At 27.9% G+C, this 26,634-nt stretch carries 29 protein-coding genes and 1 pseudogene; 17 read left to right on the forward strand and 13 right to left on the reverse strand.

Going from position 1 to position 26,634, the window contains the following annotated elements:
- Window positions 1–185: 185 nt before the first annotated feature.
- A complete protein-coding gene (gene rpsT, locus ACFEL4_RS05655; RefSeq protein WP_375316935.1) occupies window positions 186–446 on the reverse strand; it encodes a 30S ribosomal protein S20 in 261 nt (86 codons plus the stop codon).
- Between the two features lie 169 nt (window positions 447–615).
- Here rpsT and ACFEL4_RS05660 point away from each other — a divergent pair, with 169 nt between their 5' ends.
- From ACFEL4_RS05660 to ACFEL4_RS05680, 5 genes are all read left to right on the forward strand, one after another.
- Window positions 616–897, forward strand: a complete 282-nt coding sequence (locus ACFEL4_RS05660) for a hypothetical protein (protein ID WP_375316936.1) — start codon at window positions 616–618, stop codon at window positions 895–897.
- An 18-nt stretch (window positions 898–915) separates the two neighbouring features.
- Complete coding sequence (locus ACFEL4_RS05665) at window positions 916–1,527, forward strand: hypothetical protein (protein ID WP_375316937.1); 612 nt, start codon at window positions 916–918, stop codon at window positions 1,525–1,527.
- A 27-nt stretch (window positions 1,528–1,554) separates the two neighbouring features.
- Window positions 1,555–3,318, forward strand: a complete 1,764-nt coding sequence (locus ACFEL4_RS05670) for a DUF2779 domain-containing protein (RefSeq protein WP_375316938.1) — start codon at window positions 1,555–1,557, stop codon at window positions 3,316–3,318.
- Window positions 3,319–3,757: 439 nt separating this feature from the next.
- The gene (fmt, locus tag ACFEL4_RS05675) at window positions 3,758–4,705 is read left to right on the forward strand and encodes a methionyl-tRNA formyltransferase (protein WP_375316939.1); all 948 of its coding nucleotides are present in this window, start codon (window positions 3,758–3,760) and stop codon (window positions 4,703–4,705) included.
- A 90-nt stretch (window positions 4,706–4,795) separates the two neighbouring features.
- Entirely contained in the window at window positions 4,796–5,338 is a 543-nt protein-coding gene (locus ACFEL4_RS05680) for a hypothetical protein (protein WP_375316940.1), read from the forward strand.
- A 92-nt stretch (window positions 5,339–5,430) separates the two neighbouring features.
- On the opposite strand, the gene ACFEL4_RS05685 is transcribed toward ACFEL4_RS05680, so the two are convergent.
- Complete coding sequence (locus ACFEL4_RS05685) at window positions 5,431–5,676, reverse strand: transposase (RefSeq protein WP_375316941.1); 246 nt, start codon at window positions 5,674–5,676, stop codon at window positions 5,431–5,433.
- The gene (locus ACFEL4_RS05690; protein WP_375316942.1) at window positions 5,589–6,251 is read right to left on the reverse strand and encodes an IS1595 family transposase; all 663 of its coding nucleotides are present in this window, start codon (window positions 6,249–6,251) and stop codon (window positions 5,589–5,591) included. The genes ACFEL4_RS05685 and ACFEL4_RS05690 overlap by 88 nt, the downstream gene beginning before the upstream one ends.
- A gap of 187 nt (window positions 6,252–6,438) precedes the next feature.
- Between ACFEL4_RS05690 and lepA the strand changes: the two genes are divergently transcribed.
- Complete coding sequence (lepA, locus tag ACFEL4_RS05695) at window positions 6,439–8,250, forward strand: translation elongation factor 4 (RefSeq protein ID WP_375316943.1); 1,812 nt, start codon at window positions 6,439–6,441, stop codon at window positions 8,248–8,250.
- Window positions 8,251–8,276: 26 nt separating this feature from the next.
- On the opposite strand, the gene ACFEL4_RS05700 is transcribed toward lepA, so the two are convergent.
- Together ACFEL4_RS05700 and ACFEL4_RS05705 are read right to left on the reverse strand one after the other, a co-directional pair.
- Window positions 8,277–8,525, reverse strand: a complete 249-nt coding sequence (locus ACFEL4_RS05700; RefSeq protein WP_375316944.1) for a hypothetical protein — start codon at window positions 8,523–8,525, stop codon at window positions 8,277–8,279.
- 544 nt (window positions 8,526–9,069) lie between these two features.
- Complete coding sequence (locus ACFEL4_RS05705; RefSeq protein WP_375316945.1) at window positions 9,070–9,234, reverse strand: hypothetical protein; 165 nt, start codon at window positions 9,232–9,234, stop codon at window positions 9,070–9,072.
- Here ACFEL4_RS05705 and ACFEL4_RS05710 point away from each other — a divergent pair.
- The 7 genes from ACFEL4_RS05710 (at window position 9,234) to ribF (ending at window position 17,200) form a co-directional block, all read left to right on the forward strand.
- On the forward strand, window positions 9,234–10,055 hold the full coding sequence (locus ACFEL4_RS05710) for an IS1595 family transposase (RefSeq protein WP_375316946.1): 822 nt from the start codon (window positions 9,234–9,236) through the stop codon (window positions 10,053–10,055). The two genes, ACFEL4_RS05705 and ACFEL4_RS05710, sit on opposite strands and share 1 nt — an antisense overlap.
- A gap of 311 nt (window positions 10,056–10,366) precedes the next feature.
- A complete protein-coding gene (locus tag ACFEL4_RS05715) occupies window positions 10,367–11,572 on the forward strand; it encodes a prolipoprotein diacylglyceryl transferase (protein WP_375316947.1) in 1,206 nt (401 codons plus the stop codon).
- A 141-nt stretch (window positions 11,573–11,713) separates the two neighbouring features.
- Window positions 11,714–12,019 (forward strand): hypothetical protein, encoded by a 306-nt coding sequence (locus tag ACFEL4_RS05720; protein ID WP_375316948.1) that lies wholly within the window; start codon window positions 11,714–11,716, stop codon window positions 12,017–12,019.
- 19 nt (window positions 12,020–12,038) lie between these two features.
- Complete coding sequence (locus ACFEL4_RS05725) at window positions 12,039–13,076, forward strand: MSC_0882 family membrane protein (RefSeq protein ID WP_375316949.1); 1,038 nt, start codon at window positions 12,039–12,041, stop codon at window positions 13,074–13,076.
- A gap of 341 nt (window positions 13,077–13,417) precedes the next feature.
- Window positions 13,418–15,367 (forward strand): type I DNA topoisomerase, encoded by a 1,950-nt coding sequence (gene topA, locus ACFEL4_RS05730; RefSeq protein WP_375316950.1) that lies wholly within the window; start codon window positions 13,418–13,420, stop codon window positions 15,365–15,367.
- A 17-nt stretch (window positions 15,368–15,384) separates the two neighbouring features.
- A complete protein-coding gene (truB, locus tag ACFEL4_RS05735) occupies window positions 15,385–16,332 on the forward strand; it encodes a tRNA pseudouridine(55) synthase TruB (RefSeq protein WP_375316951.1) in 948 nt (315 codons plus the stop codon).
- Window positions 16,295–17,200, forward strand: a complete 906-nt coding sequence (gene ribF / locus ACFEL4_RS05740) for a riboflavin biosynthesis protein RibF (protein WP_375316952.1) — start codon at window positions 16,295–16,297, stop codon at window positions 17,198–17,200. Before truB ends, ribF begins: the two co-directional genes overlap by 38 nt.
- Before the next feature lie 216 nt (window positions 17,201–17,416).
- Here ribF and ACFEL4_RS05745 read toward each other — a convergent pair whose 3' ends face one another.
- Window positions 17,417–18,238 (reverse strand): IS1595 family transposase, encoded by an 822-nt coding sequence (locus ACFEL4_RS05745; protein ID WP_375316953.1) that lies wholly within the window; start codon window positions 18,236–18,238, stop codon window positions 17,417–17,419.
- A gap of 18 nt (window positions 18,239–18,256) precedes the next feature.
- Here ACFEL4_RS05745 and ACFEL4_RS05750 point away from each other — a divergent pair, with 18 nt between their 5' ends.
- A complete protein-coding gene (locus tag ACFEL4_RS05750; protein ID WP_375316954.1) occupies window positions 18,257–18,379 on the forward strand; it encodes a hypothetical protein in 123 nt (40 codons plus the stop codon).
- Window positions 18,380–18,836: 457 nt separating this feature from the next.
- On the opposite strand, the gene ACFEL4_RS05755 is transcribed toward ACFEL4_RS05750, so the two are convergent.
- Window positions 18,837–19,730: a hypothetical protein gene (locus ACFEL4_RS05755; protein WP_375316955.1), complete on the reverse strand. Its 894-nt coding sequence runs from the start codon at window positions 19,728–19,730 to the stop codon at window positions 18,837–18,839.
- 172 nt (window positions 19,731–19,902) lie between these two features.
- Window positions 19,903–20,295, reverse strand: coding sequence for a hypothetical protein (locus ACFEL4_RS05760; RefSeq protein WP_375316956.1), 393 nt, complete (start codon window positions 20,293–20,295; stop codon window positions 19,903–19,905).
- A 258-nt stretch (window positions 20,296–20,553) separates the two neighbouring features.
- Between ACFEL4_RS05760 and ACFEL4_RS05765 the strand changes: the two genes are divergently transcribed.
- On the forward strand, window positions 20,554–22,479 hold the full coding sequence (locus ACFEL4_RS05765) for a hypothetical protein (protein WP_375316957.1): 1,926 nt from the start codon (window positions 20,554–20,556) through the stop codon (window positions 22,477–22,479).
- A gap of 137 nt (window positions 22,480–22,616) precedes the next feature.
- Window positions 22,617–23,021: a ribosome hibernation-promoting factor, HPF/YfiA family gene (gene hpf / locus ACFEL4_RS05770; protein ID WP_375316958.1), complete on the forward strand. Its 405-nt coding sequence runs from the start codon at window positions 22,617–22,619 to the stop codon at window positions 23,019–23,021.
- Between the two features lie 231 nt (window positions 23,022–23,252).
- On the opposite strand, the gene ACFEL4_RS05775 is transcribed toward hpf, so the two are convergent.
- The 5 genes and pseudogenes from ACFEL4_RS05775 to ACFEL4_RS05795 form a co-directional block, all read right to left on the reverse strand.
- Window positions 23,253–23,642 (reverse strand): IS1595 family transposase, encoded by a 390-nt coding sequence (locus ACFEL4_RS05775; RefSeq protein ID WP_375316929.1) that lies wholly within the window; start codon window positions 23,640–23,642, stop codon window positions 23,253–23,255.
- Window positions 23,537–23,944 carry a hypothetical protein gene (locus ACFEL4_RS05780; RefSeq protein WP_375316959.1) on the reverse strand — a complete coding sequence of 136 codons (408 nt, stop codon included), beginning with the start codon at window positions 23,942–23,944 and terminating at the stop codon, window positions 23,537–23,539. The genes ACFEL4_RS05775 and ACFEL4_RS05780 overlap by 106 nt, the downstream gene beginning before the upstream one ends.
- Window positions 23,945–23,949: 5 nt before the next feature.
- Window positions 23,950–24,072, reverse strand: coding sequence for a hypothetical protein (locus tag ACFEL4_RS05785; protein WP_375316960.1), 123 nt, complete (start codon window positions 24,070–24,072; stop codon window positions 23,950–23,952).
- A gap of 107 nt (window positions 24,073–24,179) precedes the next feature.
- A pseudogene (locus ACFEL4_RS05790) lies at window positions 24,180–25,095 on the reverse strand (SPFH domain-containing protein).
- A 15-nt stretch (window positions 25,096–25,110) separates the two neighbouring features.
- Window positions 25,111–25,530 (reverse strand): NfeD family protein, encoded by a 420-nt coding sequence (locus tag ACFEL4_RS05795; protein ID WP_375316961.1) that lies wholly within the window; start codon window positions 25,528–25,530, stop codon window positions 25,111–25,113.
- A 761-nt stretch (window positions 25,531–26,291) separates the two neighbouring features.
- Here ACFEL4_RS05795 and ACFEL4_RS05800 point away from each other — a divergent pair.
- Window positions 26,292–26,627: a hypothetical protein gene (locus ACFEL4_RS05800; protein WP_375316962.1), complete on the forward strand. Its 336-nt coding sequence runs from the start codon at window positions 26,292–26,294 to the stop codon at window positions 26,625–26,627.
- Window positions 26,628–26,634: the final 7 nt, after the last annotated feature.

Consider the following 26,634-nt stretch of genomic DNA (forward strand, 5'->3'; position numbering starts at 1 on the left):
TATTATAATTCTTGCACCTTAAAATGAGTTGTGAAATTTTTATAAGTTGGAAAAAACAATCTTTTATTCTATATCTAGTATTTAACTAAATACTTATTAATGTTAAAGTAGCATATAAATAATTTAGGCTTTTCTCAGCATTTATGTGATAAAATTTAAAAATAGTACACAAAGGGAGAAAAGCCTTATTTAGTTTGTGCTAATTTAGACATAATTTTTGATTTTTTATTAGCGGCTTTGTTAATGTGATAAATACCTTTAATAACAGCTTTATCAATTAAACTGCATGCTTGACTAACAAGAGTTGGAGCAGTTTTGTTTTTATCTTTAATTGCTACCTCTGCTTTTAAAAAAGCAGTTTTAATTTTAGCTTTGTAACTTTTGTTAATTTCATTTCTTTTTTCATTAGTTTTAATTCGTTTGATTTGTGATGCAATGTTTGCCATTTTTTTCTCCTTATGATTTAAATAATTTATAAATTGATTACAACAAAAATAATTATAACAAAAATACTAAATGTTGTATAATTTTTTTAATATTTTCAGTATAATTATTATGTTAGTGTTTTTGTATGAAAATATAACAAGTTAGTAGGGTAGTAGTAGGTGGTAAAAAATGAGTTACTATTATCGTAACCCTTATCAATTTTCTTATCATGGCTTTGCCCGCATTAGAACGAGACTAAAGTTGCAAGACCTAACTGAGATACAAGTGCGTGAGCATTGCTTAAAATTAATCAGTGAATCTCATTATATTGAAGAAACTAGAAGTTATAAATATATTAGAGTTAATAAAACAAATCTTTATTTTGTAATTAAAAAAGATACAAATTTAATTTTAACAATTTCACCCATGAGTCCTACTAAACTGTTAACAGTTATTGAGGACAATTTATAAATAAAAAAGGTGATAAATATGGATAAATTAGCTAGTTCATGATGAATGTTAGCTCTAATTGGAGTAGTTGTAATAATTTTTATTCTAACAACTATATCATCAAAAAAGAAGAAAAAAGAAGAAAAATCACGTCGTCAAAAAGAAGTAAAACAAGTTATTAAAACTTTTATGCGCGAAGAATTGCAATTGCAACACAAAACTATTGAATTTGAGCAAGTAGTTTCACGTAGTAGTAAAGAATTCCGTTATCGTGATGTTTTTGATGTAATAGTGAAGTTATATGATTCTAAGAAAAATGACTTATATGCAACAAAAGCTTTTGAAGTTGAAGGATTTACGAAACAACTTTCAAAAAAAGAATTTGAAACAATTTGAAAAGTAAACCGCGAACTAGTTTTAGATGAAACAATTAAAAGTATTAAATTATCAAAAAAACGTAGTAAAAAAGTTAAGATGTCACGTAAAACTGCAGAAGAAAAAATTGCTATTAAAAAGGAAAGTGAAGCAGTAAAAATTGCTTTAGCTGAAGAAAGAATTCAAGAAAAAGCCGAGAAAAAACGTGCTAAAAATTTTGAAAAACCAAAAACTGCTATCCAAGACAAATTTTCTGGTTGAAAAGAAAAACAATAAACTATTAGATTTGTCAGGTAATAAGTTATGAAAATTTACAAAGATGATTATAAACACTTTCGTACTTGTCAAAAACTTTCATGGTTTTTAAAAGGTAAAAATTATAAGTTAGCAAAAAGTTTAATTGAAGAAAAATCTATTATTAATTTTGTAGAATTAACACATACTGAAACTAGTAGTAAATTTAATACAAATTTAATTACAATTGCTGACTTTCAAGATAACCAATTTTATAACTCAGAATCATTTGATAGCCAAAAAGATGATTCTGAATTTTATCTTGGAGAAACGATTGCTGATGGAGTTGAAACAGGTAAGTATGCTCAAGACTATTTTAAACGCAAGTTTACTAGTTTTAATTTAGAAAATTATGATTATATTAAAACCATGGAAATTATTAATGACAAAGCATATGATGTCTTATTTGAACCACGATTTGAATATGACGGTTGTATTACTAAATGTGATATCTTAAAACGTAATAATGATGGTTGAGATTTAATTGAAATAAAAGCTGTGACATGGGTTAAAGAAGAACATATGTGAGATTTACTTTATCAATACGATATCTTAACTAAATGTGGCATTAATATTGCTAATACCCATATTATGTATATTAATAATAATTATGTTCGTCAAGAAACTTTGGATTTAGATGAATTATTTATTCCTAATGGTACAACATGACAAAAAAGCCCTAAAACTAAAAAGAATTTTAATTTATATGATTCAATTCAAGATGAACTTTTAAAATATAATTTACAACTAGAATATCAAAAATTACGTAATATCATGGAAATGGATGATAAAGAAACGATTATAGCATTTTTAACGTCACCTTATTGCCATGAAAATGATACAACTTTTTGCTCTCATATTTTCAAATATTTTCCTATTCATAATAGTATTTTTGAATTATACCGACTACGAAAAACAAAAAAGGCGTTATGATATTATGAAGAACAACTATTAGCAATTAATGATGAACGAATTTGACCATTTATAACTAAGTCTGATTTACATTTACGTCAATATGATGTTATTAAAAATGGTGAAAAATTAATTGACCCCAATAAATTTGCTGATTTAAAAATTGAGTACAAAAAATATCAATATCCAGTTTATATGTATGACTTTGAAACTATGAAATCAGCCATTCCTAAATTTAAAAATTCAACACCATACCAACAAATTCCTTTTCAATATTCTATCCATGTTTTATTAAACCCTGATTTTGATTTTAAAACTAATTATAACATTGTTCATTATGAATTTTTAGCTGATGGTAATAGTGACCCGCGTTTTTTATTAACCAAGAACTTATGTCATGATTTACTTAAAATTCATGGTCAAGGTACGTATGTTGCTTATAATCAATCTTTTGAAAAATCAGTAATTAAAAAATTAGCATTTTGATATCCTGAATTCAAACATCAATTAGCACAAATTCATGATGGTACCATTGACTTGCAAGATTTTTTCAAAGGATTTAAAATTTATAAAGAACAATTTTATGGTTCTTTATCAATTAAAAAAACTTTACCTGCTTTTGAATCTGCTTTTTCATATGAAGATTTAGCTATCAAAAAAGGTGATATGGCATCAGAAGCTTTTCGTCGTCGAGTAGAAGATAATATTAGTTTAACTAATTGAAATCATAACTTTCGTGATAATATGTTAAAATATTGTGCTCGCGATACATTAGGCATGGTAGTATTATTTTGACATATTAAAGTTATTATTGAGAATTATCAAACACAGTTGGATGATGAGGTTTTAATTGTAAAATAAAATCTAAGGATGCTAAATACTTTCTTAGTAAGATTATATTTTAAATAAAAAACACCTAATCATTTTTGATTAGGAGAACTCGAGGGCTATACCCCCTTGCATAACATTAGTTATACTCATATATATATATATATATATATATATGAGTATGATATACCATATTTTATACTTTGTCAATTATGAAAGGAAATTAGGATTGAGTAAAATAGTTTCTGTAAATTCTGATCGTGTGTTTTTTAGAAAAATAATAGAAATGGAGTACAAAGAAATATTTGACAAAGTATAAACTTAGAATTTTATAATAAAATTACAACTTTAGAAAAGCAAAATCATGAACTATTAGAATTAAATCAAAAACTACAAGCAGAAAACTTAGAGTTAAAAACTCAAATAAATAGTGATAATAAAAGTTATGAGAATAAATAAAGGAGCAACAGTCATGTCAAAAATTAGAGTTTTATTTATGGGAACTACCTTTTTTTCGCAAAAAATATTAACAACTTTATTAACAACCATGAATAATGAAGTTGAAGTGGTAGGTGTTGTTTGCCAACCAGATCGTAAGATTGGTCGTAAACAAATTTTAGTAGAATTACCCGTTAAACAGTTAGCAATATCTGCTAATATTCCCGTTTTTCAACCAGAAAAAATTATTGATAGTTTACAGTCATTAACACAATTAAATGTTGATGTAATTATTACTTGTGCTTATGGTCAATTTCTACCCAAACCTATCTTAAATTTACCAAAACAAAAATGTTTAAATATCCATGCTTCATTATTACCAGCATTACGTGGTGGTGCTCCCATTCAATGAGCCATTATTAAAGGTTTAACTAGTACAGGAATCACTTTAATGGATATGATTAGCAAAATGGATGCTGGTGATATTTACATCCAAGATTCAGTAGCAATTACTAATGATGATACGTATGTCTCTTTAACTAATAAATTAATTGTCATAGCCCAAAAGATGTTAGTATTTAATTTATTACCTATTGTTAATAATACCCTAATCCCAAAACCACAAGATGAAGATAAAGTTACTTTTGGTTTTAATATTCTTCGTAAAGATGAAAAAATTAATTGACAACAAAGTGCTCATTTAATTTCATGTCATGTCCGTGGTTTATATGATGTACCAATTGCTTATACAATTTTGAATGATGTTATTTATAAAATTCACCAAGTTGAAGTTACTAATGAAAAATCAACACTACCAGCAGGAACAATTATTGCAATTAACAAATCAGGAATTATTGTTGCTACAATTTCTAATATTATTATTATTAAAATAATTCAACCAGCAGGTAAAAATCCCTTAGATGCCAAATTTTATTTTGGTTCTAAAACCAATGTTATTGCTATTGGTTTAAAATTTAATTAAAAACCATTAGTTAAGGAGTTATCTTTTTCTCATATTTTTTGATATACTAAAGTCATAATTAGTAATTAAACCTAAGAAAGGAAAACTATTATGTATCGTTTTCGTTCCATTAAATACTGTACCACAACAGCATTAGTTAGTGCTTTACTAGCTATTTTTGGTTTTGCTTCATACTGAATTGTTGGAAAATGAATTGCTATGTCTTTAAACGGCGGTATCATTCAATTATTTGATGGACTATTAGTTGCTTTAACTGCTTTTATCCCAGGACCAATGCTTTTAATTTCTGGAATTGTTGCTGGATTTTTAACTGACTTGATGATTGCCAGTAATTTTTCTTTTACTATGCTACCAGCGACAGTTGTTATTAGAATTTTAATGTTTATCATTATTAGAATATTTATGAGTAAACATTGATACTCTTGTTTTTGAACATTCTTTTTAGCATTATTACCCATCATTATTATTTATCCTTTATATACTTGAGTTGTCTATGGCTCAGCATTAGCTATTATTGAATTATTAGTTGATTGTGTGCAATGTGGATTATCATATGTCATTGGCATTATGTTGTATTGACAATTAAGTCGCATTAAATCACGTAGTAATAATTTTTTATGAAATGATGAATAATTTAATTAGGCTTTTCTACCTTTATGTACTATTTTTAAATTTTATCACATAAATGCTGAGAAAAGCCTATCTACGGAATTCTCCCCACATTTTTAAATTAAACATAGCATTACAGTTTCAAAACTAGGTATGTTATTGAATTTATATGCAGCTTCTTTTGCATATAAATGAATATGATGTTTTGCAACTTTGATATATGTTTTAAATGTTCTTCGTATATGTTTTCATACTGATTCAATTTGGTTGGTATTTACACCAGTTTTTGAAACATAGCCATCTTGATGGTTAACTGTTTCATGCTTAGTGAAACCGATTTCAAATCGCGATATCCTTTTCAAGAATCAGTATGTACATCACACTTTGAAGAAATGTGGTTTATTGCAAACTGCAAAAGATTTTTACTGTTTGCGTTTTTCAATACTTTCACAATCAGATTGTTGGTTGTTTTTTCATAAATACCAACAATCAAGGTTTTGTTCAACAAGGATCTTCCTTGTTTTTTAAAACCCATATGTGAAAGATACATTTCATCCATTTGCACTATGCCCTCAACAATGAATTGAGTTTCTTGTTTAGCAATGGCACTTCGGATTTTATGACCCATTCTTCAAGCTGTTTTCAAGGTCACTCCCAATTCTTTTGCAACATCAGTTGATGGAATTCCATGTTTGGTGTTTATTCATCTAAAGATGAGATAAAACCAAGATATTAAAGGTGTTTGTGACTTTGAAAATATAGTGCCTGTGAGAATACTGAATGTTTGATGACATTTCAAACATCTCATTTTTCTTAAATTAGAAGTATTCAAATTAAAACTAGAACACCTAATACATTTGCTTTGTTTCAAACTTGCTATATATGCAAGACATTGTTTTTCAGTTTGAAAAGTATTATTGAACTCATTCAATTTCATTGTTTCCTCCACAAGTACATGTAGGGAGAAGTCCGTTTAATTATTTGAAAAAAGCACAACCAATGGTTGTCAATGAATAAGAGTTTCTCAAAATATTTGCTTCCACAAACTTATCTTTTTCTCATATTTTTTGATATACTAATTGTTAGTAAAGATTCTTAAAAAAGATAGGTGAAAACATAATATTATGAGTATTGATAAAAAATATATTAGAAATTTTTCCATTATTGCCCACATTGATCATGGAAAGTCAACGTTAGCAGATAGAATTCTGGAATTAACAGGTGCTGTTGCGATTCGTGATATGAAAGCCCAATTATTAGATTCAATGGAATTAGAACGCGAACGTGGAATTACTATTAAGTTAAATAGTGTTCAATTACACTATCAAGCCTTAAACGGCCATGAATACTTATTTCATTTAATTGATACTCCAGGTCACGTTGATTTTACTTATGAAGTATCACGTAGTTTAGCAGCTTGTGAAGGAGCAATTTTAGTTGTTGATGCAGCTCAAGGCATTGAAGCCCAAACCTTAGCTAATGTTTATTTAGCCATTGATAATAACTTAGAAATCATTCCTGTTATTAATAAAATTGATTTGCCAAGTGCCGACCCTGATAAAGTAAAATCTGATATTGAATCAGTACTAGGTTTACCTGCTGATGATGCACCATTAATTTCTGCTAAGACTGGAATTAATATTCGTGATGTTTTAGAGGCCATTATTACTCATATTCCTTATCCTCAAGATGCTGATGATAATGCACCTTTAAAAGCTTTAATCTTTGATTCTTTTTATGATGCCTATCGTGGAGTAATGGCTTTTGTAAGAATTAAAACTGGTACGATTAAAATTGGTGATAAAATTCGTATGATGGCTTCTAATGCTGAGTATGAAATTACTGAGCTTGGTGTTCGTACACCCAAAGAAGAGAAGCGTCAAGTATTATATGCTGGTGAGGTTGGATGATTTAGTGCGTCCATTAAGGTTATTAGTGATGTTCATGTTGGTGATACTGTTACTAATGTGGCTAATCCTGCTTCTGAACCATTACCAGGGTATAAAACGCTAAAACCAATGGTTTATTGTGGATTATATCCGATTGATACTAATAAATATCAAGAATTAAAAGATGCTTTATATAAAGTTCAATTATCAGATGCTGCATTAATTTTCATTCCCGAAACTTCACAAGCGTTAGGATTTGGATTTCGTTGTGGTTTCTTGGGATTACTACATATGGATGTTATTCAGGAACGTTTAGAGCGTGAATACAACTTAACATTAATTTCTTCTTCACCATCAGTTATTTATGAAGTGAATTTAACTAATGGTAATAAATTAACTATTGATAATCCAGCAAAATGACCTGTCCCCCAAACTATTAAATCGATTGAAGAACCATTCGTCAAAGTAAAAATCATGACCCCTGAGCAATATGTTGGTGCTATTATGCAGTTATGTCAAGACAAAAGAGGAGTATATTTAGATTTAGAGTATACTGACAATTTAAGAAGAACATTAACATACAATTTGCCATTAAACGAAACTGTTATTAATTTCTTTGATAAATTAAAATCAATTTCTAAAGGTTATGCTTCATTAGATTATGAATTAATTGGTTATCAAGAAAGTAAACTAGTAAAAATGGATATTTTATTAGCAGGAACAATTGTTGATGCTTTATCGATTATTGTTCATAAAGATTTCGCTTATGAAAGAGGACGTATCTTATGTGAAAAATTAAAGAAATTAATTCCTAAACAAAATTTTGAAGTTGCCATTCAAGCTGCTATTAATAACAAAGTTATTGCTCGAACAACTGTGCAAGCAGTAAGAAAAGATGTTATTGCTAAATGTTATGGTGGTGATATTACAAGAAAACGAAAGTTATTAGAAAAACAAAAAGAAGGTAAGAAAAAAATGAAAGCAATTGGTAATGTCGAGTTACCACCAGAAGCTTTTCGTGTTGTCTTGAAAATTGATGAAGAATAGAATCAACGAACAAAAAAGTTCATATATTACTTTTTAATTTTCATTAATTTAATAACAAAATTAAAAATTGTATGAGTCATAACTAAAATAAATCCAATTATTGTAGAAACTAAACCTATAATTAATCAGTCTGGATAAGGTAACTTTAAATAAATATGAGTAGCCATAATAATAATTCCACATAAACATAAAACTCCACCAAGACCAAAACCAATAATTTTTAAAATTATATTTTCTAATAAAATAATATTTTTTTCAGAAATATTGTTATTCATAATTTTAAATTCCTTTTTCACTTAGTTGTTAACCATGTTATATGCCTAAATTAGTACCATTAACCAGTTTCTAATTCCTTTCTTTAACTTTGTAATTATTTAAACATGTCCATGTAATGCTTTTAATTATACATTCTTTTAAAAATCTTGTTGAGATTTACGAAATTAAAACCTCAATATGTTATCATCGTGATATTAATTGAATTTTAAGACAAATCATTTTTTTAATTACAGTATTTTTAAGTTTTCCGTGTTGTCTTGAAAATTGATGAAGGATAAACTAACAAGTAAAAAAGATTCATATATGAACATTTTTGAACATTTAATTGCTATTCATAGTACTTATAATTCACTTGTGAAATGCTCCGACAAAAGTATAAAGACTAGGGAGTGGTGCTACTCAATCATAAACACCATGACTAACAATACCTTCTGTTACTCATTGGTTATTATTTTTTGGATTAATACTCCACCACCAGCACCAATTGCGGTGTCAGGTGCCGTTTGTGTTTTGACAGCACCATGCCAAGTATAATCGCCAGTTTTAACATCAGTACCCATTGGTAACACTAAGATTTGGCTGATGAGAATTATTAAATGTAGTTTTTTGGGGGGTATTAAACGAACAAGTAGTAAGATTAGTAGAAATAATAGTAATTGCTAAAATATTTAACGGACTTCTCCCCACATGTACTTGTGGAGGAAACAATGAAATTGAATGAGTTCAATAATACTTTTCAAACTGAAAAACAATGTCTTGCATATATAGCAAGTTTGAAACAAAGCAAATGTATTAGGTGTTCTATTTTTAATTTGAATACTTCTAATTTAAGAAAAATGAGATGTTTGAAATGTTATCAAACATTCAGTATTCTCACGGGCACTATATTTTCAAAGTCACAAACACCTTTAATATCTTGGTTTTATCTCATCTTTAGATGAATAAACACCAAACATGGAATTCCATCAACTGATGTTGCAAAAGAATTGGGAGTGACCTTGAAAACAGCTTGAAGAATGGGTCATAAAATCCGAAGTGCCATTGCTAAACAAGAACCTCAATTCATTGTTGAGGGCATAGTGCAAATGGATGAAATGTATCTTTCACATATGGGTTTTAAAAAACAAGGAAGATCCTTGTTGAACAAAACCTTGATTGTTGGTATTTATGAAAAAACAACCAACAATCTGATTGTGAAAGTATTGAAAAACGCAAACAGTAAAAATCTTTTGCAGTTTGCAATAAACCACATTTCTTCAAAGTGTGATGTACATACTGATTCTTGAAAAGGATATCGCGATTTGAAATCGGTTTTCACTAAGCATGAAACAGTTAACCATCAAGATGGCTATGTTTCAAAAACTGGTGTAAATACCAACCAAATTGAGTCAGTATGAAAACATATACGAAGAACATTTAAAACACATATCAAAGTTGCAAAACATCATATTCATTTATATGCAAAAGAAGCTGCATATAAATTCAATAACATACCTAGTTTTGAAACTGTAATGCTATGTTTAATTTAAAAATGTGGGGAGAAGTCCGTAGATAGGCTTTTCTCAGCATTTATGTGATAAAATTTAAAAATAGTACATAAAGGGAGAAAAGCCATATTTAATAATGATTTCATAATTAGCATCTCCTTTTAATTAAAAAAACAATATTTTTATTATGTCTATTATTATGGAATGTTTTAAGATATTAGTTACCTATAATAAATAAAAGTATTATAAACCTTCTGTATGATAAATGCTAATGTTTTTTATTTACCTTGTGATTGATAATTGGTTATGGTATTCTATTAAGGACAAATATTTTTTGAAAATGAGGTAATATTGTGTTTTTTAATCTAGACTATGTTGGACCCCATGGCATTACTGATACGTATGGTGGATGGTTCCATGTTTATTCTTTTGCTATTATGTCAGGTATTTTTGCATCTATAATTGGTTCATGAATTAAATTTCGTCGTTATCGTGTTCCTACTGATTCTTTAACTTGATCAATCGTTTTTATTATTCCAGCAGCTTTATTTGGTGCTAGTTTTTTAGGGAAAGATGAACCTAATAATCCTATGCCATTCTGAAGTAAGTTTGCTTTTTGACATGGTGGTATGTCAATTCATGGTGGTGTTTTATTTGGAATTATTGCTGGAGGTGTAATTTTTTATATCGTTGGTCGTAGGTATAAAATTTCTTTATGAATTTATGGTGACTGTATTATCCCTAATATTTTATTAGGTCAAATCTTAGGTCGTTGAGGTAATTTTTTTAATCATGAGTTACTAGGTTCAGCTGTTAGTTATGATTCTTTATCGTGATTACCAGCGTTTATTCGTGATAACTGTTTTAAATTAGTTGATGGTAGTCCAGAAATGTTAGGTGGTCATATTGTTTATCGTGCACCTATGTTCTTGTATGAATCACTTGGTAATTTAGGATTATGAGTAGCCCTTACCTTCATGGTTCCTAATCTTGGAAAATGATTTGGTAAAAAACCGTGAAAATTTGAGCCAGATAAATATAGTTTTAACTTTGGTCAAAACTTTAAATATTGAACAGTTACAACATTTAATCCTAAATATTGAAGTAAAAAAAACCGTGATGCTAATCGTTTAACATGAACTAAAATGTGAAATGATGTCTATTACTATAATAAAGTTCCTGAGAATGTTGTTACTAAAGCATTAGCAGAAATACCTGAACTCAAAACTACAGGTCATTGATTTAATGATTACAAACAAAGAATAAAACACCGTAGTGCTGTCAGCAAAATACTTTATGAAATTAATAATCCGCAACATTATCGTATGATGTATGCTGGCTTTCAAATTGGATTGTACCTTTTTGGTTGAAATATGATTCGTTTTATTCTAGAGTTACAACGTGATCCACAGGATTTATTTTTAATTAATCGTCAAGCGCTTGATTATACAATTATTTTATTAGTAGCTTGTCTTGGATTAGTAATTGCAGTACTTGCTCAATTTGTTATTCCTAAATATTTACGTTCACACGGTTGAACATATGAGAAAGAATATTAAACATATTCTTTTTTACAATACTAATGAATTTTAATAATGCATTAAATAGATAATAGTTAATAGAGTAAGGGTTTTTGTTATAATATTAATATAATATATTATGGAATAGTTATATTAATTGCAAATATGAGGTGATTAAAAATGTTATTACCAATGAGTGCTGATGATCCTAATATTATTAATTTTTTAGGTTTTAGAATTCGTGTACAAGATTTCTTGGCTGTTGCTGGGGGATTGGCGTTAATAATTTTTTTAATTTTATTAGCTATTTTATTAATTATGTATTTACGTAAAAGAATTACTATTAAAGGATACTTAAGTCTAGAAGAAAAGGATTATCAAGTAGAAGATAAAATTTTGCAAATTGAACATGAAATTAGTAAAATTCAACGTAAGTTTTATTCAACTAAACATGCAACCAAACGCACAAAAAAATATTTTAAATAGTTATTTGTAGGTGATATTTATGCCAAAATTAAAGTCTAAATTATTTAGTAAATTATTTATTCAAAAAGAAAATTTATCATCTGCTGATAAGTCTGATAAATTGCCTAATGCTAATCCCTATTTTAATAATGTTGTACCACCTTCTATTAACAACAATAATATTGATGCACCTGATGTGAATAATTTTTCTGAACCTAAACATTTGCAAGTAACTAGTTCATATATTGTTCCATTACAAGAAAAATCAAAAAATACTGAAAGTTTTAGTACTACACCAAAATCAAACTACTACGAACCACCACATTTATTTAGCACTATGGCATTAGTAAGTTTTAAAAATAATTTTAAAATTCCTAAACCAATTAGTCGTGAAATTAAATCAGAAAAGTTAAAGCAGTTACTATTATTACTAATTAGTTTTGCTTCATTAGTTGTTACATCTACTTTTATTGGGTTATTCTTTGGAAATGCTAAGCATAAGTATATTCCTCATCCTGTGCTTATGATTCCATTAACCATTATTTGCGCAGCGATTGTTTTAATAAATATTATTGAATTTTTAACATTACGTAGAGAAGTTGATTTATACATTGAAAGAACTTTAAAAGGTTCATTACTACCACCAAATTTTATTATTAGAAATTACCGTAAAATTCATACTAATTTAATTATTTTAAATTGAGTTTGTATTAGTAGTTATATTTGTTTAGGAATTGCTATTGGTATTATGTTTTTAATTAGTGGACAAAAACTAACATTTATTGTTCAATCTTGAACTGTGCAAGTAGCTAAACTTACTCAAGATGCTGTTACATTAACAATTGTTTTAGGCGTTATTTTTACTATTCATATCATTAATTTTGTATTATTTAAATTTCGTAAACGTAATATTATTAGTTATTATGGTTATGAAATCATTAATCCACAAGAACTAAATGAGTATAAGAAAAAAGTTAATCGTATTTGTATGTGAATAGTTATTGGTTTTGTTTTATTAATTTTATTTGCTATTATTATTCCCATTATTGTTGTTAAACGCCGTAGACGTAAATCGTAATAACTTATCTATATAATTCAGGAAATTAAAAATCTATTGTTGATTTATGATAATTATCCAAGGAGTAGTAAAAATTAGTGTCAAAAATATATGTAATATTTTTTTCATAATCTTTTTCCACTTTAAAAATACTTTCTTACTAGCATTATAACATGTATTAATGTTGTAAAGAAAATGTGATTTAAAGGTGAAACTTGTCATTATCATAAAAGACATTAGCATATTATCAAATAAAAAAGGCATATTCAGAAAAAAATATTGACTTTCAGGTTAAACTTATATATATTACAAACTAGTTATTTTAAATAAAACTAATGTGAAACACAGAGGAAGGTTACAAGATGCCATCAAAATTAGTAATTATGGAATCTCCAGTTAAAAGTAAAGCAGTACAAGCATATTTAGGTGATGACTATTTAGTATTATCTTCAGATGGGCATATTCGTAATTTAGCCATTAAAGGGCAATATGGTTTAGGAATTGACTTAGATACCTTTGAACCTATTTATAAAATTGATCGTAAAAAAATGCCTAAAGTTAAAGAATTAAAAACCAAATCCAAAAACATGAATCATGTTTATTTAGCAACTGACCACGACCGCGAAGGAGAAGCAATTGCTTATCATCTAGACCAAGTTTTATTAACTTCTGGTAAATCATCACGAGTAACATTTAATGAAATTACCAAAGATGCTATTTTAGAAGCTTTTAAATCTCCCCATGAAATTGATTTACAATTAGTTCGTAGTCAAGAAGCACGGCGCATGGTTGATAGAATTATTGGCTTTCGTTTAAGTAATTTACTACAAAAGAAAATTGGTTCACGCAGTGCTGGAAGAGTACAATCAGTAGCATTAAAATTAATTGCTACTCGTGAACATGAAATTACTAGTTTTGTTAGTGAAGAATTTTGAACAATTACCGCAACTTATCAAAATCAATTAGTTTTAAATTGTGAAAAATATAACAATGAGCCATTAGTAATTAACAATGAAGAACAAGCAACAGAAATTAAAAACGCATTGTCACCTAATTATGAAGTAGTAGCAATTACTGAACAAAATCGCAAACATAATTCATTAAATCCATTCACTACTAGTACTTTATTACAAGCTGCTTCAACACAATTAAATTTTAGTACTGCTAAAACAACATTAGTTGCTCAACAATTATATGAAGGAATTAATGTTAATGGTAACTTAACGGGTTTCATTAGCTATCCTCGTACTGATTCTATTCGTTTAAATCCTAAGTTTATTGATAGTGCTAAAGAGTTGATTATTAGCACTTATGGTCAAGATTATCTTGGTCAAACTAAAGAACAAACCAATAAGAAAAATGTTCAAGACGCTCACGAAGCCATTAGACCAACTGATTTAACTATGGATATTAAAACTGCTACTCCTTATTTAAATCGTGACCAATTAAAACTTTATAGCCTAATTTACTTTCGTGCTGTAGCATCATTAATGGCACCTGCTCAATTAATTAATACCACTGTTTTATTTAATAATAATAATTACCAATTTAAAATATCTGGTCAACAAATTAAATTTAAAGGTTTTTTAACACTTGATGAAGTAAGCCTTGATGATGAAACAATTTTAAAATTACCAAAATTCGAACAAGGACAAATTATTCAAGTGGAAAAAGTTGATGCACTGCAACACTTTACTAAACCCAAGCCCCGATATAGTGAAGCTAAGTTAATTAAAACCTTAGAAGAATTAGGAATTGGTCGTCCATCAACTTACAATCCTATTATGCACACAATTAAAGAACGCGGCTATGTGATTATTGAAAATAAAGCATTTAAAGCTACGGAAAAAGGTTTGTTAACAAACGATAAACTACAAGAATTTTTTTATGATATTATTAATGAGACATACACTTCGCAAGTTGAAATGCAGTTAGACCAAATTGCCCATGGTAATTTTGAAATGCATCAAGTGGTCAAAGATTTCTATTCTAAGTTTGAACCACAAATTGATGATGCTTTCGCTAAAATGACTGAGTTTAAAATTAAACCCATTTTATTAGACCAAGACTGTCCACTTTGTGGGGCACCATTAGTACAAAGAACAGGAAGATATGGTAAGTTTAATGGTTGTTCTACCTTTCCTAAATGTTGTTATATCCAAAAACAACAAATTAAAATTAAACCATGTAATATTTGTACTAATGGGTGAATGGTAGTTAAATCATCAAAGCAAAGTCGAAAATTTCTGGGGTGTACTAATTATCCCGACTGTAAGCACGTAGAAAAATATCAAGAACCCACGGACAATTAAATAAAGTAGGTGAAAAAATGTTAAAAGATTATTTATTATTAGTGGACAAACCATCATTTATGACATCACAAGATTGTTTGACAATCATTAAAAAAAGATTAAAATTAGATAAAATCGGGCATACTGGAACTTTAGATCCATTAGCAACAGGATTAATGGTTGTGCTTGTTAATGAAGCAACAAAACTTAGTGATTTTATTTTAAAAAGTGATAAAACATATATTGCTAAAATGCAATTATTTTTAAAAACTGATACGGGTGACATTACTGGAAAAATTATTGAAAATAAACCACATATTAAGTTTAAAGAAACAGAAATTATTAATGCTTTAGAATTTTACAACAACCGTGTTTATGAACAAATTGTTCCTTCTTATGCTGCTGTTAAAGTTGACGGAAAACGGCTTTATGAATATGCCCGTAACAATATTGCTGTTGAATTACCAAAACGTAAAATTCATATTAAGTCTTTAAAACTAATTAGTATTAATAATGACATTGTTACATTTGAAGTTGTTTGTTCGAAAGGAACTTATGTTCGTACTTTAATTAGTGATATTGCGCGTATTTTACATACCTCAGCAACCTTAACTTACTTACGAAGAACGCAACAATCAGGTTTTGATTTAGCAAATGCAATTAGTTTAGACAATATTAGTCATGAAACTGTTGCTAAAAATTGTATTAGTATTTATGATGGAATTAAAGAAATTATGCCTATTATAATTGCGCAAAATACCAAAGATATCCTTGATGGTAAGCCCTTAACTGTCCAAGGTAATATTAAAGATCCATTCATCTTAGTAGTTAGTTCTCATTATCAGCCCTTAGCTATTTATCGTTATCAAAATAATAATATATATGTTAGTCAACGAGGTTTTCATCACGATGAAAGAAATAAAAATTCAGATATCAAAAACACAAAACTTGAAAATAAAAAATCTGAGTTTTCAAAGTCTTCTTAGTAGTAAACCATTAATTGCTTGTTGAGGATTTTTTGATGGTATTCACCAAGGTCATCAAACATTGTTTAATAAACTAATAACAATTGCTAAAACTAATAATTATGAAACGTGTATTATTAGTTTTAATGAAAAACCGCAAAGTGTTACTGATGAAATTGCTAATCAAGTTTTATTATCTAAAGAAGATAAAATTAAACGTATTAATGATTTTGGGATTAATTACTACTTAGAAATTGAATTTACTAAAGAATTATCAAGAACATCACCACAACAATTTATTGCATGATTAATATCATATGGTGTGAAGAGCGTTATTGTTAATCGTAATGTACGGTTTGGATATCAAGGTCAAGGAACGATTAAAACGTTACATAAATCATCATTACAAGTTTATTTATGCGATGATGTTTTTGTAGGAAATCATGATAAAGTATCATCAACACTTGTTAAACAATTATTACAAAATAAGGATATCATTAATGCTAACTTATGTTTAGCACCTAATGAGTATTATATTACGGGGAAAGTAGTGCACGGGATTAAAGAAGGGCATACTATTGGGTTTCCTACTGCTAATTTAGAATTAAATACTAATTACGCGCTTCCTGGGGTTGCTACGTATATAACAGTAACCCAAGTTGATGATAAGTGATATCAAAGCATGACAGTCATTATGATGCGTAATAACGTACCTTTGGTGGAGACTTATCTTTTAAATTTTAATCAAAACTTGTATGATAAAGTAATCACGGTTAAGTTTTTGACTTGATTACGTGATAATTTACGATTTAGTAGTTTAGATGACTTGAAAGTACAGTTACGACAAGATTTAGAAGATACTGTTGATTATTTTAAGAATAATAGTTAAAAAAATATTAATTAGCAATAACCCTTTTAATAAAAAAATACAAATTCTTGGTATTAAAAATAAAGAGTATAAAATATTATAGCGAAAGTACTGAATCTGTTTATTTTCACTTAATTTATGAAAAATATAATAGGCTTTTCTCCCTTTATGTACTATTTTTAAATTTTATCACATAAATGCTGAGAAAAGCCTATCTACGGACTTCTCCCCACATTTTTAAATTAAACATAGCATTACAGTTTCAAAACTAGGTATGTTATTGAATTTATATGCAGCTTCTTTTGCATATAAATGAATATGATGTTTTGCAACTTTGATATGTGTTTTAAATGTTCTTCGTATATGTTTTCATACTGACTCAATTTGGTTGGTATTTACACCAGTTTTTGAAACATAGACATCTTTATGGTTAACTGTTTGATGCTTAGTGAAAACCGATTTCAAATCACGATATCCTTTTCAAGAATCAGTATGTACATCACACTTTGAAGAAATGTGGTTTATTGCAAACTGCAAAAGATTTTTACTGTTTGCGTTTTTCAATACTTTCACAATCAGATTGTTGGTTGTTTTTTCATAAATACCAACAATCAAGGTTTTGTTCAACAAGGATCTTCCTTGTTTTTTAAAACCCATATGTGAAAGATACATTTCATCCATTTGCACTATGCCCTCAACAATGAATTGAGGTTCTTGTTTAGCAATGGCACTTCGGATTTTATGACCCATTCTTCAAGCTGTTTTCAAGGTCACTCCCAATTCTTTTGCAACATCAGTTGATGGAATTCCATGTTTGGTGTTTATTCATCTAAAGATGAGATAAAACCAAGATATTAAAGGTGTTTGTGACTTTGAAAATATAGTGCCCGTGAGAATACTGAATGTTTGATGACATTTCAAACATCTCATTTTTCTTAAATTAGAAGTATTCAAATTAAAACTAGAACACCTAATACATTTGCTTTGTTTCAAACTTGCTATATATGCAAGACATTGTTTTTCAGTTTGAAAAGTATTATTGAACTCATTCAATTTCATTGTTTCCTCCACAAGTACATGTGGGGAGAAGTCCGATATAATATTAGTTATGATTTTGTAGTTTCTTGTAATTTTTTTAACTTTAATTTTAATCTTTCTTCTCTCTTTTTCATGGCAATAGAATTATCTTTGCTATTATAAAGTAATGCGTAACCAATAACTAAACCAAATATATTAATTGAAATAAATAATAAAATCATACCAATAGCATTATTTTTATTACACATTTTTATTCCAAAATAAATTAATGTTATTTAAATTGGTAGAATAACAATTAAAGAAAGTATTAATATAGCAATTTCGCCACTTTCTGCAAAACTAGTATTTACATAATTATTCATTTAATGACTCCTATTATTCTTATTTTAAATATATTAATTTTATTCCTCCTCTTTCTACTCAAGCTTTATTTTCATTTATATTAAGAACTGCATAATTACCCATAAATGTATTTATCCTTATATCTAAAGGCAAATTTTCTGTATATAATTTTTTTTCTAATACTTGGTAATTTAATGAATATCATATTATGTACATTTGTTTTTCATGGAAATTGTATATTATTTCTCCTTTATCGTTTATTTCGCATTGTTCTATATTATTGTTTTTGCACGCAATCACACTTGAATTTGTAGTAAAACCTAAAATTATTACTCCTAAAATAATTAATAATTTCAAAAGAAACTACTTTACTATTTATAGTTGTATAACTTTCTATAAAATCTTCTGAAAATTTAAATTGATAAGAGTTTAAAACATATTGTGATTTATCAAAATCATAATAAGGATTAGCTCATGCTTGATAATAAGGAAGTCCATAAATTATAGTATCTCAAAATTTATTAGTTGTATATTCTTCATGTTGATTAGAAAAAATAATATCTAATATGTTAATTACTTTTGATGTACTTATAGTTTTAGGATTTGCAAATGTTTCTTGAGTACTATATTTAGTAGTTAATTGATTTTGAACATAAACTTCTGTTTCTATATCATAATCATAATATATTGTAATTGATTTATAGTATCTATTTAAATCATTGATAGTATAAATTAATAATGTTGGGTCTAACAATGATTTTAAATCAATATTTTTTGTTTCGCTCATAGTTTGATTAAATTCTAATCATTTACTAGTATTATTAGTTGGCTTTTTAATATTACTAAAATTATTCAAAGAAATAGTAGGTTTATAAGCGATTTTATTTGCGTTTAAGTTTAGATTAATAACTATTTGTTTAGCAATATTCATCGGATCAGGTGGTAATATACTTGCTGGATAACTAAAGGTTGTTTCTTCAGTTTCTTCATATTCGTCATGATTAGTTTTATATTGAGTTGTTCAATTAAACATATTGCTAGTAAAGAATGCACTATTATTAAAACGATATTGAGCAACTGAAAGTTCATTGAAATCATTAACATTATTAGCAATTGGGTTATTACTATAAAAGGTATGACGTTCTTCACCTTGATGTAAAGATTGGGTCACGATGTAATCAATAATGTATGCATATTTTTCTCCTGATGGTATACCATCAGGAGTTGTATTTCATTACATTTCAGTATCTTTATTTGTTAAAGAACTTGCAATATCTAAAAACTCTGTATCTTCTGCCATAGCATAAACTTTGTCGTTGCGGATTTGTGATAAGTCAACGGTACTAATTTGTTCAACTGTTGTTAATTTTTTTCCATCCAAATTTCAAGAATATAATCACCAACTTAGTATAAAATTTATCTTGACCAGTTGTAATTTTTGTTTCAGGGTCTGTTGTTCCTTTGTTTTTTTTTTTTTTTTTTTGATAAATTTTGGTACTATTTTTCCATATAACTACAACAGGAGAATTACCAGTAATAATTAATTCATACTTTCCAAAGTCAGTAATTTTGCTGTTAATAGGTTTATATCCAGTTTCACTTAAACCAATCGCTCCATTGTTAATTACAAAAGGGAAAATTTTTCACTGGGGTACCAATTTAATTTCACTTTTTATTTTTTCTACTGATGATTTTGATAATATTTTATTTTCTTGTTTTTTCTCTATAGTTTGCATTGTTTATACTCCATTCTTAAGGTTTTAAATTAATAATAAATATCCCACTTTTCCCATGTTTTTATTATATTACTAATTACTTGTAAAAGAAAAACTTTTTTAACAAAATAGAATTAAGAAATTGAGCCAATGTGCAATTGAATAAAACTTAGTGATGATGACCTTCTCATTAACTTATTTAAGTTATTTCAAGTATGAAAATATTTTTTATGTTAATATTTTAGTATATAAAGTTAAAGATGATATGAGGTTTTTAACATGACAGAACAAGCAGAAATAAAATATGATAATCCTCCTTTTAACTCAAAATGAAAAAACATTAAGTTTCTTAATCGTTGAGGTTTAGTAGTTAGTGGAGGATTGACAACAATAACACTTTTCATAACATGAATATTTTTTACTAGTGTTTATCGTAGTAATGTTGATGAGTTATTGGCTGAAATTAGCAACAATGGTTTTAACTGTAATTTTGTAGTTTTAACATTATCAATGTACGTATTTATGTTAGTATTTGTGGGTATTCTTGTTATGCCTTTTATTTTTTTAAAAAAATATAATGCAATTATGATTATGATAGCTGTGGCTTGTTTAGTAGTTAGTGGAATATTATTAATTTTTATGATTAGTTTTGGTGGTCTTGCTAGTGCTGGCTTTCGCGCATATATTACTAAAAATGGCGTTGTTAGTATTTTATTTTTTGTTATCCCTTGAATATTTACAATCATTTTTTCTGGTAGTACTATTGGATTTTCTTGTTGATTAATAATTATTTTTTTTTCTAATGATTCAAAAAGTATTTTCTTAAATCAACGGAGTCTTATCAAACAACAATCAGAAGTTAGTCATGATTTGCATGATAGTAGTGATAGCAGCACACTTGTGACCATGGAAAACAATGAATTATTATCAGAAATAGAAAATGAACCAATTACATTATCTTCTATTGATCAACAAGAAGTGCCTAGATCTATACCTAATAAACATTCCATACGTAAAAAGAATGATGATGAATCAGATTTTCAGTCATTAGAAACCATCCGCTTACAAGTACAACCAGATTCTTTACCTGCTGTTTTACCAACATCATCGAATTCAGAACCCATAGAACCTAAAACAGAAAAAAAACTTGATGAACATGATAATAAGCCTAAGTTTAATCGTGAACCAATTGCTATAAAAATCCAAAAAAAAACAATACCAGAATTACCAAGTAACAAAAGAGTTATTATTGGTGTTACAGAAACACCAGTATTAAGAGCACAAGTTTCACAACCTTTACATCAAATTGAAAAAAATTTAAATGTGAAAGATGTAACATTACCTATTTATCAAGAACCAACTCCTTTTGTAAATGATGAGATAGCACCAGCAATGACTGTTAATAACCAAACTCAAGTTGTTATAAAACAATCAGCACCTTTTCAAGGTAATACTTCAACATCGCAATCAGTTGCGCCTTCTTCAATAAATCCTTCTCCTGCAACTAATCAATCACCATTGATGATATCAATTCATGAATTACCAGAACCAAAATCAATAACGACAGATAATACTGCTAATTTAAAAATATCTAGTAGTGATTCTCCACCTAGTGTCCAGCAAGAATGGTCTAATGAACAGTTTGTGAAAAATGTTTATCCATTAAAAGCACCTGTTCAAGGTGTACCACCACCTCCATTACCACCCTCAGTTAATCAAGAAACTACAATTATTGGTGTTACGGAAATGTCATTATTAAAAGCACAAGTTTCACAGCCAATAAACCCGCAACCACCAGAATTAGAACTACCAAAAAAACCAACTCTCCCATTAAAAGTATGAACAAAAGAACAAATCAATACTGCTTGAGAACGTGGCTTAATAACTCCGACTTATGAAGCAGAAGCATATCGTAGTGATTATGCTGGAGCTTTAATGTTTAAAGGTTCATTTATTGCTAATCCTAATGTTGAAGAAAATAATAATGTCCGTAGTTATAGTTGAACTATTGTTTACCAACGTCCTTTAGTAGCCGGTGGTACTGAAGAAACAAGTAATTTATGACCATTAAATTGTATTAATGCCCTTGCTAAAGGTCAAGACTATCCTAAATGACAAACTACTATTACATTTAATGGACGCCAAAATGTTCTTAAAAATAAAAAATGAAAAGGTAAGCGTAGGTTACGTAAAGTAAAAACCTAAAATAATATTTTTAACTGTCATATCTTTTGAAGTAATGCTTTTAAAAAACAACTATTTATGCGAAAATAATAAGGCATAAATTATTTTACAAGTTTAAATTTAATCACAATGTATAAATAGATGGGAGCAATAAAATTATGCAACTTATTATTCATGGTAAAAATATTAAAATAATAGATGTGATTCATAATGCGGTTGAGAAAAGTTTAGCTCATTTAGAATCAAAATATACTAAGTATATTAAAAACGATATGGTGGCAAAAGTTGATATTGAAAGGCATAGCAATAATACTTTTAAAATTTCAGTTCATATTCAAATGCTGAATAAAAATTATTTACAATGCTCAGTAGAAGATTATGATTTATATGTGGGTATTAGAAAAATATTAGTACCACTAGAACAACAATTGCATCGTTTAAAAACTAATGCTAAACATACTGGTGAAGAAAGTATGGGTTTGATTATTGATAAAGAGACAGCAGTTAAAAATACAGAAGTGATTGTTGATATTAGTGATATTCCATCTGAAGATGAATATTAAATAATCTATTGTAGTAATAGATTATTAGATATATAATAGACTTATTCATATATACAAGATTTCTGCTTAATTGTTTGGGATAAACATGATAAAACTTAATATTTCTAAATTTTTTTGTAAGAATAACTGTGGTTATGAATAATGTTAGGCTTTTCTCCCTTTATGTACTATTTTTAAATTTTATCACATAAATGCTGAGAAAAGCCTATCTACGGACTTCTCCCCACATTTTTAAATTAAACATAGCATTACAGTTTCAAAACTAGGTATGTTATTGAATTTATATGCAGCTTCTTTTGCATATAAATGAATATGATGTTTTGCAACTTTGATATGTGTTTTAAATGTTCTTCGTATATGTTTTCATACTGACTCAATTTGGTTGGTATTTACACCAGTTTTTGAAACATAGCCATCTTGATGGTTAACTGTTTCATGCTTAGTGAAAACCGATTTCAAATCGCGATATCCTTTTCAAGAATCAGTATGTACATCACACTTTGAAGAAATGTGGTTTATTGCAAACTGCAAAAGATTTTTACTGTTTGCATTTTTCAATACTTTCACAATCAGATTGTTGGTTGTTTTTTCATAAATACCAACAATCAAGGTTTTGTTCAACAAGTATCTTCCTTGTTTTTTAAACCCATATGTGAAAGATACATTTCATCCATTTGCACTATGCCCTCAACAATGAATTGAGGTTCTTGTTTAGCAATGGCACTTCGGATTTTATGACCCATTCTTCAAGCTGTTTTCAAGGTCACTCCCAATTCTTTTGCAACATCAGTTGATGGAATTCCATGTTTGGTGTTTATTCATCTAAAGATGAGATAAAACCAAGATATTAAAGGTGTTTGTGACTTTGAAAATATAGTGCCCGTGAGAATACTGAATGTTTGATGACATTTCAAACATCTCATTTTTCTTAAATAGAAGTATTCAAATTAAAACTAGAACACCTAATACATTTGCTTTGTTTCAAACTTGCTATATATGCAAGACATTGTTTTTCAGTTTGAAAAGTATTATTGAACTCATTCAATTTCATTGTTTCCTCCACAAGTACATGTGGGGAGAAGTCCGTAATAAAATTTAATGAATTTAAAAAATGATAAGCGAACTTAAAACTCACTTATCATTTTTACTTAAATATATTTATTTTTTGAGTTTAGTACTAATAACATCAGTTTTAAGGTTATTATTTTTTTGTTTTTTATCAACAACACTTGTTTCTTTAAATACTTCGCCAAGTGTTGCAAATGCCCCCCCTGCCAAGTTTTGGAGATTAGATGGAATAATAATTTTAGTAGCATTTCCATCAGCTACTTTTTCCATAGTTTCCAAACTACGCAGTAACAGTACTTGTTGATTAGGAGTTGATTTATTTAAAATATCAATTGAAGAAGCTAATGCTTGTTGTTGAACTAGTAACGCTTGTGCTTTTCCTTCTACCATTAAGATACGTGATGCTTTATCACCTTCAGCAGTTAAGATAGCAGCACGCTTTTCGCGTTCAGCACGCATTTGTTTTTCCATTGATTCTTTTACTTCACGTGGTGGTTGAATATTTTTAACTTCCACACGTACTACTTTAATTCCTCATGAGTTAGTTGCTTCATCTAAAGTAATTTGTAAACGACCATTAATTTCATCACGTGATGTTAAGGTCTTATCTAATTCTAAATCACCAATCGCATTTCTTAAAGTTGTAGCTGTTATTTTAAATGGCCAAAATAGGGCGTTCAACACCGTAAGAGTATAATTTAGTATCAGTAACTTGGAAAAATAAAACAGTATCAATTTCCATAGTTACATTGTCTTTAGTAATTACAGTTTGGGGTGTAAAGCTAACTACTTGTTCTTTTAGTGAAATTTGCTTAGCAATTCTATCAATTAATGGAATACGAAAATGAATACCAGAATTTCATGTGGTATGGTATTTACCAATTCTTTCAATTACATAGGCATTAGATTGCGGAACTACTTTGATAGCTAAACAGACCATAGTGATTAATAAAACAATAATAATGGTAGCTAGAATAATAGCAATAATAGTACTGGTTGGTAACATTTTATGTTTATCTCCTTATATTTTTTTAATTACAAGTTTGACACCAATAATTGAAGTAACTAAAACTATTTCACCTTTTTTAAAATTGTCGTTAGTAGTACTAATAACAGTTCATGTTTTACCATCTAATTTGGCAATTCCTGGTGCTTTATGGTGGTTAGGATAATCATTCATCATTTCTGCTTGTTGATTAATTAATCCATCAAGGTTAGTTTTTAAGGTTGGTTTGTTATGAATATATCGTTTTAATAATGGATAACCAATTGCTAGTGTAACAATAGTTGTTGTTAGAAAACTAATAATTTGTCAATATCAAATTACACCGAAAGCACCAGCAATTAAGCTAACAATACTACCTAGAGCAAATCAAATGGTAATTAGGTTGGTTGTTAGTAGTTCAATAGTAACACAGGTGATGGCAAGCAATCCCCACATTACAATTAATAAAATAGTTTCGATGTTCATTTATTGGATACCTCTTTATAGTATAGTTTTAAAAACCTTATGTATAATAATAACTTTTAGTTAACATTAAAGCAATATTTTTAAAATAATAACATTGTTATTATTATGAACATTACTTAAATAAAATCACTTTGATACATTTTATTTAGTTTTACACGCAGATTTGCATAGAATTTACTTTTTTATTAATGTTAGTCTCTTTGTGGCAACATACTTTTACTTGCTAGTTTTTTTAAATTTATGTCCTCAAAGACAGGATGATGTTTTTTTGTATTCGTGTACATTTTATAATAATTCCAACTTTAGATAAAGCACCTGCAGAATGTAAAGTAGTTGGTATATACTGTTCTTGTATTCCACACACAGTGGCATAACCCAGTGTTGCTAAAATTTTGATTTATCTATAATTTAAAAAATATTTTTCCTTTTTACTTTCTTTTAACTATTACTTTATTATACAATATGTGATTGCTTCTAAAAAAATTAAGACTCATATTAATACTAAGTTAATTAACCTAAAAGTATCTTTGAATGTCAATCAATGTAATATAATAATTAAAGATAAATAAAAAATATTTGAAACTTTAATATTTACCATGTAAAAAGTCTAAGGTCATCTTAAATTTAATAGTTTTTGCGATGTTAAATCGTTTTATCTGTTTTTAGCGAGCAAAAATTATTATTTATTGTCTTGTATTATTATATTAGGTATAATTTAAGAGACTTTAAAATTGCAAGGATGAATTTTAAGTTTAACTTTAAGGGGTGAGCATGTGGAAACAGTTACAGATGTTATGAGGATTATTGAAAAGGCATTATATGATAACATTAAATCTGTGCCAGGTGTTGCTAGTATTTATGAATCAGATGGTATTAAGGGAATTACTGTGTCTAAAGATGACTTAGGATGAAGTATTGATATTAATATTATTTGCTTTGCTAATAGTAATATTTGAACCGTCATGAAGGTAGCACAAAGAAATTTAACGTATGTTGTAGAAAAAATAATTAAACACCAAGATAACGTGAGATTAAATATTGTTGCTTGTGATTTAATTGAAGAATAAGAAAATA

Origin of the sequence: Spiroplasma endosymbiont of Virgichneumon dumeticola, assembly GCF_964264745.1 — a bacterium.
Lineage (GTDB): Bacteria > Bacillota_I > Bacilli_A > Mycoplasmatales > VBWQ01 > Spiroplasma_E.